10 protein-coding genes are annotated in these 8,914 nt (G+C 50.4%); 5 read left to right on the top strand and 5 right to left on the bottom strand.

Annotated elements, in window-relative coordinates; translation table 11 throughout:
• On the top strand, positions 1–1,202 hold a 1,202-nt coding region (locus J7438_RS22205; protein WP_209278287.1), incomplete at its 5' end, for a hypothetical protein.
• 443 nt (positions 1,203–1,645) lie between these two features.
• Here J7438_RS22205 and J7438_RS22200 read toward each other — a convergent pair.
• The 4 genes from J7438_RS22200 to dksA form a co-directional block, all read right to left on the bottom strand.
• On the bottom strand, positions 1,646–2,293 hold the full coding sequence (locus J7438_RS22200) for an alpha-ketoglutarate-dependent dioxygenase AlkB family protein (protein WP_209278286.1): 648 nt from the start codon (positions 2,291–2,293) through the stop codon (positions 1,646–1,648).
• A gap of 96 nt (positions 2,294–2,389) precedes the next feature.
• A complete protein-coding gene (locus J7438_RS22195; protein WP_209278285.1) occupies positions 2,390–3,145 on the bottom strand; it encodes a hypothetical protein in 756 nt (251 codons plus the stop codon).
• Between the two features lie 205 nt (positions 3,146–3,350).
• A complete protein-coding gene (gene gluQRS, locus J7438_RS22190) occupies positions 3,351–4,256 on the bottom strand; it encodes a tRNA glutamyl-Q(34) synthetase GluQRS (protein ID WP_209278284.1) in 906 nt (301 codons plus the stop codon).
• 278 nt (positions 4,257–4,534) lie between these two features.
• Positions 4,535–4,978: an RNA polymerase-binding protein DksA gene (gene dksA / locus J7438_RS22185; RefSeq protein WP_209204159.1), complete on the bottom strand. Its 444-nt coding sequence runs from the start codon at positions 4,976–4,978 to the stop codon at positions 4,535–4,537.
• 458 nt (positions 4,979–5,436) lie between these two features.
• Between dksA and sfsA the strand changes: the two genes are divergently transcribed.
• From sfsA to J7438_RS22170, 3 genes are all read left to right on the top strand, one after another.
• Positions 5,437–6,162, top strand: a complete 726-nt coding sequence (sfsA, locus tag J7438_RS22180) for a DNA/RNA nuclease SfsA (protein WP_209278283.1) — start codon at positions 5,437–5,439, stop codon at positions 6,160–6,162.
• Positions 6,155–6,325, top strand: coding sequence for a hypothetical protein (locus J7438_RS22175; protein WP_209278282.1), 171 nt, complete (start codon positions 6,155–6,157; stop codon positions 6,323–6,325). The genes sfsA and J7438_RS22175 overlap by 8 nt, the downstream gene beginning before the upstream one ends.
• An 84-nt stretch (positions 6,326–6,409) precedes the next feature.
• Positions 6,410–7,291 carry a hypothetical protein gene (locus tag J7438_RS22170; protein WP_209278281.1) on the top strand — a complete coding sequence of 294 codons (882 nt, stop codon included), beginning with the start codon at positions 6,410–6,412 and terminating at the stop codon, positions 7,289–7,291.
• Between the two features lie 167 nt (positions 7,292–7,458).
• On the opposite strand, the gene J7438_RS22165 is transcribed toward J7438_RS22170, so the two are convergent.
• Positions 7,459–8,655: an ankyrin repeat domain-containing protein gene (locus tag J7438_RS22165; RefSeq protein WP_209278280.1), complete on the bottom strand. Its 1,197-nt coding sequence runs from the start codon at positions 8,653–8,655 to the stop codon at positions 7,459–7,461.
• Between the two features lie 33 nt (positions 8,656–8,688).
• Between J7438_RS22165 and J7438_RS22160 the strand changes: the two genes are divergently transcribed.
• On the top strand, positions 8,689–8,898 hold the full coding sequence (locus J7438_RS22160) for a hypothetical protein (RefSeq protein ID WP_209278279.1): 210 nt from the start codon (positions 8,689–8,691) through the stop codon (positions 8,896–8,898).
• Positions 8,899–8,914 lie beyond the last annotated feature (16 nt).

Below are 8,914 nucleotides of genomic sequence, written 5' to 3'. Positions count from 1 at the left end.
AGCAATTCATGGATGCCTGTCTTGACTACCAGGCTAAACCTGAAACCGTTCCGGAGTTAGCGACTCAGCAACGGTTGTTGGAAGGAATGCTCCTGATAAACCATTATCTACCGGAACACGGGAATATACCGGATCTCTGTTTTTCAAAGCGGATGTCAACTGATGATGAAAGAGGCGTGGTTGTTGATGGTGATCACGTCATGTTGGGCCAGGAACGCCTGTGGCACTTTATCACGGCCATACTGTTCGAGCTTAAACAAGCAGAGTATCAATTCAGGAATCAAAAGCTTACTGTCATGCCACTCGATGGTGAACCGGTTGTACTCCAAAAACCGGATTTTACCCTCACGGATACCGGCCTTGTTATAAAGAACTGGACATTGGAACAGTTGACCGCCTTTTTCAAGGCAACCGAATTCACAGAACAATGGTATGAAAAGCCTCAGGACAAACGGGAACCCTATGCGATCAGGCTTGAGGCTAAACTGGCCCAAATGAAAGCAAGAACCAAAGAGACCAGGAAAGCCAAACCTGAAAAAGGAACATTTCTGCTGTCACCTTCTATGATTATCAATATCATCAAATACAACAAACCATTAAAACCAGTGGTTTGGTCATCTCTGGAACACTATGCCCACAACGGCCAGCTAACCACCAGTTTATGTAAGGCGCTCAGCCCGGTTATCCAAAATGATAATGAGGGTGTTGTTCCTGAACTCGTTAAACATGCAGTGGCTGAAAAGCTGGTACAGATTGAGGCAACAAAAACACCCATAGTAACAGCCATCGCTCTGCAACAACCTCCTGCAAGCACGACACGCCCTTGGGGGCAGGATTCCACCAGTAGCCTTCAAGGGCCGAAATTTACCTTTGAAGCGGCAATGGAAGAGCTGGATCGTTTTCCAATATTGGGGAATAGAGAACTTGAATTATTGGAACCCTATCGGAAAGAGATGATACTTCCGCAGTTAATGAGTGTTCTCCAAAAGATCAATCATTATGATGTGGATAGACAGACACAAAACGCCTGGCATTCAGCCTTGGAATGCAGAAAAGAAGACCCTCTTGGACTGAACGGAATTGACATTGACATTTGGGAATCGGATTCTGATTTATTGTCGCCGGATTTTGATTTATTTGCGACCGTGTCAGAACGAGTCAACAACGACCATGACTGGCTTGAAGAGTTCCTGCAAGGATAAACCAGTTGTCACAGCAATTCCCGACGCCTCTTTTATTCGGGAACCTGCCGATGTGATGACTGCTGCATTAAAAACAAAGGCAAGAAAAATCAAACCTTTTACCACAATACTATAGGCGGCTGTATCATCCATCCGCCCAGAAAAACCGTCATTCCTTTAGTCCGGATATTTCATAAACGTGCTCCCGCTCTCGCTTGTCCTTTGTCGCTCTGAGGGAGTTTTGCTCAGTCGACCGTACTCCCCGGTACGGCGCTCCCTCACAAAATCCCTTAGAGCAACAAAGCCCTTCGCGAGATTCGGGGCAGTTTATGAAATATCCGGGTTAGATTACTTTTATAAATTATTCTTACTGCTTTTCTTTGATTATTGCAGTGGAAATAAGTTCACTTTCCAGGTTGGAGTAAGATTGAGGCTAATGTCTGGCTTTTCCGGTGATTATCTTTCTATCCGTTTTTTGCCCGTTGTTCGTCGGGGCAGCGTGTAATCACACGACGAAAGGTCAAGTTGATCCTCGGCTCTACGGGTCTTGCTGTTTTTGTCAGGCAGTGCTGCCAGTATTTTTGGGTAGTTCCGGCCATTAGCAATAGGGAGCCTGACGTCAGGTCAAAAGTGTAAGGCTGGATGTCTTTTCGGTATTTGTGGCGCAGCCGGAATCGTCGTGTCGCTCCCAGATTGAATGAGGCAATCACCGGGTTTTCTCCTAATTCGGGCTCATCGTCACTGTGCCAGCCATTGCTGTCCTGTCCACTGCGATACAGGTTGATTAATACCGAGTTAAAGTGATGGCAACAGATTGTTTCGACCAGTTGTTTAATGGCGATAACGGTCTGACTCCATGGCTGTGGAGAAAGCGCCAGACCTGAATACTGATAGTGTGCATCAGGATCCCCCATCCAAACCTGGAGTCTGGGCACCGGCAGGGTTTTACCGTAAATGGTTATCTGATCCTGCTGCCAGGTCAGGGTGGAGTGCAGCTCTGAGTACAACTGCCAGCCAGCAGATTCGGGGATAATCTGCGGCCATAAAAGCAGGTGGGCATCGGCAGGGGTGTATATTTCCGGAGGTGTTGTAACGGCGCTGAATGTATTCAATGTTCGGGCTCCTGACAACTTAATTGAGCACCAGTGATCGTCTCAGGCCTGCCGGGGTGTAAAAAGGTCAGCTCCAACAGAGTCTGAGACTTTTGCTTACAGCCCCGGAGCGTCGTAAGTGACCCAGTAAATCATTTCACCGGGACAATCGCTACCCAGAATATCAGCCATGATATTATCAATTTTTAATTTGCCTATTTGTTCCAGCCACTGGTCATCATCCAGCTTTTCTTCCAGTAACCAGCTGGGAACGGATTGACTGTCCGAGTTGTACCATGCCACCGGGAAACGCATGCTTTTGGGCAGGCGACTGCGTTTTACACTTAACGAGGCATCACAACGAACCACCAGGCTGTCTGCTACCTGCTGACGTTTACGGAGATATTTACTGGACTCTCTGGCAAATTTTTCTTCGTAGGGACTCAACAGCTCTTCCTGTCGGCTTTCCAGACAGTAGTCGTAGGCGCGGCTGACTTTACTGTTCTCAAAGCCCATGATGCCGCAGGCTTCGGTAACGCGGCTTTTTATATCCTCGCTGAGTTCTGCATACCAGGGGGCATTGGGTCCGAGCACTTTTTGAGCTTCCAGTGTGGCAACAAAGATTAGATTTTCATCCGGTGTAAAGCAGGATGATACACCTTGCGTGTGAATGGGGGACTTCATCGTTATAGACGGTTCCTGACGTATAAGCTGTTCCCGGGTTCGTCTCGCCGCATCACAGAAGTCAGGGTTCTCTGCTGCAGGCCTGCTGGGCGTATCACTCAGAGAGGCAAAAGGCAGGGTATTGGCCGTCAGGTTTACAGAGAAAAATGAAAGAGCAGCAACCAGAGCTGTTTTAAGGAATATCGACATATTCGCTCCTTGAACACATCTTTTTTGGGCACATTACCAGGTGCCGGAAGGCCTCTGGATATGATTTATACAACCATGTATAACATGTTCCACAGGATAGCGGTAGGTTTGCCCGGGGTCTGTTGACGTTTCGTTGTCAGTCTTTCGCGTATATGGCTACTTTCTGAGCTCAGACTGCCCGTTTCGCTGGAATTGCCACGAAACGTCAACGGTCGTCCAGAGAGTTCTGCAAAATCTCTTTTTTTCCCGCCATGTTGCTCATGGTCCAGTTTTTTATTCCCCAGGACAGGATCTCTTCAACAGAGTTCATCAACAGGTCTGGCTCCGGTTTCAGGCCAAATGCCGTCAATGCCCTGATCATCAGTGGACGGGGGTTGTCCAGTGGTACGGCGGGCGCATGGTTTTGCTTGCTGAGTTTAGTGCCGGGGTTCCGGGTAATCACCGGAACATGGGCATAGACCGGGTGCGGATAATGTAACTGGCTTTGCAGATAGAGCTGTCTCGGGGTTGAATCCAGAATGTCTACTCCCCTGACAATATGGGTAACCCCCTGAAAGTGATCATCAACGCAAACGGCCAGTTGGTAGGCGTATAGCCCATCCTTGCGCTTGAGAATAAAATCGCCAAGCGTGCTTAAATCAAATCGCTGATCGCCCTGAATGCGATCTTGAAACTGCATGATATCGTCATGGCACAACAGTCTGAGGCTATGGGGCTGGTTTGGGATCCCACGGTGATTGCGACAATAACCGGGGTACACACCGTTCAAACCGGCCAGTTTTTTGCGGGTGCAGGTACATGGGTAAAGTCTCTCTGCACGGAGCAGGGTGTCCAGGGCCTGGTCATAGGCTTCGCTGCGATCACTCTGAAACAGCACGCTGTCATCCCAATGCAGGCCATAAACGTCCAGTGCCTTGAGAATCAGGTCGGCCGCTTTGGGCTGCTCTCTTGGCGGGTCAATGTCTTCCATGCGCACGAGCCACTTGCCCTGATGGGCCTGAGCATCCAGATAACTGGCCAGTGCCGCAACCAGAGAGCCAAAGTGCAGAGGGCCGGAAGGGGACGGCGCAAAACGTCCAACGTAGGAGGGAGTGCTCAGTGTGTCGCCCATAGGAAGTAATGATCAATCAGGCAAGTGGTCTTGAGTGAGTGCCGTCAGGATTTGTCCCAGAATAACTTCATCATTTTACTCAGTCTGGGAAAAGGCCGCCGCCCGCTTCCCGCCACCCGCAAAAGCACAAACGGTTCCGGCTTTTCAGGTAGCGGGTAGCGTCTGTAGAAATGTCGAAGATATTTCAGGACAGTTCATTTAGCTATAAAGAACCGGTCGGGAATGAATCAGCCTGTGATACTCGCCATACCACAGCCTGATTCATCATCCGGGTAACATCAGTTACCCAGCTGTCTTTCCTTGATCTCGGCCAGTGTCTTACAGTCGATACACAACGTAGCAGTCGGGCGGGCTTCCAGGCGACGAATGCCTATTTCTACGCCACAGCTGTCGCAGAAACCGTAATCGTCTTCTTCGATCCGGGACAGCGTATCGTTGATTTTCTTGATCAGTTTACGCTCACGGTCACGGGTTCTCAGTTCAAGGCTGAACTCTTCTTCCTGACTGGCGCGGTCTGCCGGATCCGGGAAGTTCGCGGCCTCATCCTGCATATGGTTCACTGTACGATCCACTTCTTCCATCAGCTCCTGCTTCCAGTTTTGCAGGATCTTGGTGAAGTGAGCGATCTGTTGCTCGTTCATGTATTCTTCCCCATCCTTTTCCTGGTAGGGGGTATACGATTTGAGCAGATTGCCTGTATCCGCGTTTTTCTGTGCTGACATGATTACAGCCTCACCACCTTCTATTCATGAGCCAGGAGATCTCTCAAATGAGCAAGAATCCTGGACTCTCCATTTAGAGGCGCTCGCGCTCTGCCTGTTGAAAGCAGCCTCTGCGATCCCTCTGTTACTGCCGGCAAACCGGCTCCCTGAAAGCCAAGGTCAACACCACGGGTGCCTGGCGAGAACAAAAGCTCCTGGCACTTGCCTCTTGCCTTCCTTAAAGAAGCGGAGAAACTACCAAAACCCATGGCAAGACGCCATAAAAAAATGTCATCCGCTTTCTGACATTGACCAAAACCTGCACTCAGGTCAACTGATAATATTCTCCGAATCTGCTGCCCAATGGATTCAGAGAGCCTGTCAGTCCTGTAGGGTCAGGTATGATGAATCGGCATCTTAGGATTCTATTTTAGAATTTCAATAAGTAAATTAATGAAATTAAGTAATGAGTATCCCTGATGAAATATGATAATCGCCTATCTGAGGCCCGCCTGATAAAAAGATACAAACGGTTCATGGCCGATGTTGAGCTGGCCGATGGCTCCCGGATAACCCTGCATTGCCCAAATACCGGCTCCATGAAAAACTGCCTCTACCCCGGGTATCGGGTATGGTATTCCGACTCCGGAAATCCCCGGCGTAAATACCCCTGTACCTGGGAACAGGCGGAAATTCCGGTGGTGTTTAACGGTGAAGAGCGCCTCACTCTGGCAGGGCTGAATACCGGACGGGCCAATGCCCTGGTTGAGGAGCTTCTGCTGTCTGGCCAGGTGTCAGAACTGTCCGGCTACCAGACTGTCCGCCGTGAAGTTCGTTATGGTGAAGAAAAGAGCCGTATTGATCTGCTGTTGCAGCAGGAAGGCCTGCCCGACTGTTATGTGGAAGTCAAAAGTGTCACGCTGGCAATGGGGAATGGCCTCGGCCTGTTCCCGGATGCCGTCACCAGCCGGGGCACAAAACATCTGCGAGAACTCACCCAGATGGTGGCTGATGGCCATCGATCCGTGTTGTTTTTCTGCGTTCAGCATACCGGTATTGACCATGTCGCGGCGGCAAAGGCGATTGATCCGGTTTATGCAGAAGAATTGCAAAAGGCGGTTGCCGCTGGCGTGGAGGTGATGGCCTGGGGGACAGACATGTCGCCGGATAACATTACCCTGGTCAGGCAGTTGCCGGTTGGATAACAAACACAATGCCCTGGTTCTGTTCGGTGCCCGTGAGAACGAAGATGTGAGTTGTAGCACTGGGCAATATGAATCGTGGTACTGGAATTTTTATCGTCTTTCCCTCGGCTTTTTCCGGGAATTACCTTCGGATAAACAGTTTGAGTATATGGGGAAACTGTAGGCCGTCGATAAAAATGCTGATCCAGGCAGAAGCCGACATCACCATTGTTCTGTCAATATTTCACCCGGAAAAGGATATTCCCCAATGACCCCCACGACGGCAACGACTGAAGCAACCACACAGGCAATTGAGCGCTACCTGGCGGACAACCGCGGCAATGAGCCGATAAGCACCCTTGGCATGACGGCGGACGGGCGGATTGTCCGGTTGGCCGAGCAGGATGAGTACCAGCAGTCGGCACTGCGCCAAGTGTTTGAAGACCAGCTTGGGGCTCTGATGCCCCGGGAGATAGACGGGGCACCCAGAAAGCGGATGATTGAGAACTCGCTGAGCGCTGTTCAAACCCTGGGCGATTACCGGGACAGGATCCAACAGGACTGGCAGATCCGAAACCGGCTAAAGACTTTGAAGGTTGATTATGCTGATAAATTTGCTGTCATGCATAAGCGAACCGAAACGATCCTTGATCATCTTGGTCAGACCGAGACCAAAGGTGAGGGGTTTGTGAAATATATAGAGTATAACTACTTCTTCAGCAATCTGTTTACCCGGAAGAAGTGGGAATTCAGAGACAATTGGAAAAGAGGGGGTGACGCCAGAGATTTTTACCTGAGTAACGTGATTATCCACCAGCTTGAGTGGACTTTTCAACAAAAAGACCTGCTGCTGGAACTGCCAGAAACCATTGAACAGCAAAACATATCCAATGACGAGACCATGCATGTTTTGCACAAGCATCAATCGAATTTCGACTCCGACGACTTCTGCCACGACTTTTTGGAAACCACCCCGAATGGCAAGAGTATCGTCAGGGTAGCGCAGGATCTGGGACTGAAGATTGACCACCTGACCGTGAAACACTATGACAAAGAAGTCGATAAAATCGTTATCGATGAAACAACCGGTACATTAGGCTTTTCTGTGATTGCACACGTGATCCCGGACCCCCAGGTGTACGGTGCATGAAATGGGTGAACCCTGAACTGATTGCCGGGCAGTGTTCGGATGATAAGCGGCCATTACTTAATGCCCGGCCTGAGAAAATGGCAGAATTGCAGGTTACAGAAGATTAAAAATTTAACCAGGCAGCCTGAGCCTGAGATCATAACAACGAATGTTGCGTTCGTTGCGGTTTAAATCAAGAGCGGCAGGTAGATGTACTGCTTTACCGAATAAGGCAGCGGCAGCGAATTGACCGCCTGCTTCATTGACCGCTTGTTGCGATCCAGGTGTTTGATCAGTCGGCCCCGGATGCTGCTCCGGCAGCGGGATTTGAGAGACGGCAAACGAGGGACAGAAATAAAATTCCGGATGATGTTTTTTGTTGCAGGCGTTCCATGTTGCCAGGTGGCCCGACCATGCTTATCCCTGAGGTTCGGATCAGCCCCGTTAACCAGAAGTGTCTCGACAATCGCATTGCGATCTTTGCAAGCAACGAGGCAGGCAGTGACTGCCTGGTGCAGCGGGGTATGATCGTCCTTTCCGGGCATATTCGGGTCAGCTCCGCTGGCCAGCAGGGTCTCGACAATAGCAAGGTGACCCGCATAAGCTGCCCGGTGCAGCGGGGTGTAGTTGACAACTCCGGGCCTGTTCGGGTCAGCCCCCTTGACCAGCGCCACTTCAACTTGATCCGCCCATCCATGAATGGAAAATTTCTGCAACAGGCTGTTCCAGTCCAGCTGATGGGTTTTAGGTAACAGGGTTTTGTATACATCGAGATGACCGCCGTTAACTGCAGATTGCAAGGCTGTCAACCCATCCATGCGCTTGATGTTCGGGTTAGCCCCGGAGGCCAGCAGGGTCTTGACAATAGCACAGTGACCAGCGATGGCTGCCTTGTGCAGCGAAGTGTAATTGCCATTTCCGAGAATGTTCGGGTCAGCTCCGTTAGCCAGCAGGGCCTCGACAATAGTAAGGTGACCAGCGGCAGCTGCATGGTGCAGCGGGGTGTAGCCATCTCTGAGAATGTTCGGGTCAGCCCCTTTGGCCAGTGCCATCTTGACTTGATCCTCCCACCCATGATCGGAAAAATTATGTAACAGGCTGTTCCAGTCCAGCTGATGGGATACAGGTAACAGGGTTTTGTATACATCGAGATGACCATAGTCAGCTGCATATTCCAAGGCTGACAACCAACCGTGGGTGGGGTGGTTCGGGTCAGCCCCGTAGTCCAGCAGGATCTTGACAATAGCATGGTAACCCGCCCTGGCTGCATGTTGCAGCGGGGTGTTACTGGCAAATGGGTAACTGTTCGGATCGGCTCCGTTGGCCAGAAGGGTTTCGACCCTGCAAAGGTCACCATCAGCAGCTGCATCAGCCAGAGTGTTCATGATGTGACGTACTCCCTCAATAGAAATTCAGGTTTGATCCGTCGATATGTTACCTTCCTGACCCTTGCTATTCGGGTGCTGTTCCAGTTTAGACAGGGTTTGCCGGTTTGCTATCTGACCATGGTAATACAGTTATCCACAGGACAGGTGATCTGGCAGAGGTTGCCCCCAACGCAGGCCTGCCTGATCACATCAAACTGGCTGCTGGTGCCATCAAGAGAACGACAGAAACCAGGGATATGATGCACCCGGGAGGCTG

This window comes from Thalassotalea sp. G20_0, from assembly GCF_017744175.1.
Taxonomy (GTDB): Bacteria; Pseudomonadota; Gammaproteobacteria; order Pseudomonadales; family Endozoicomonadaceae; genus Endozoicomonas.
The sequence above is the reverse complement of the archived record's forward strand: the minus strand, read 5'-3'. Positions and strand labels throughout refer to the sequence as shown.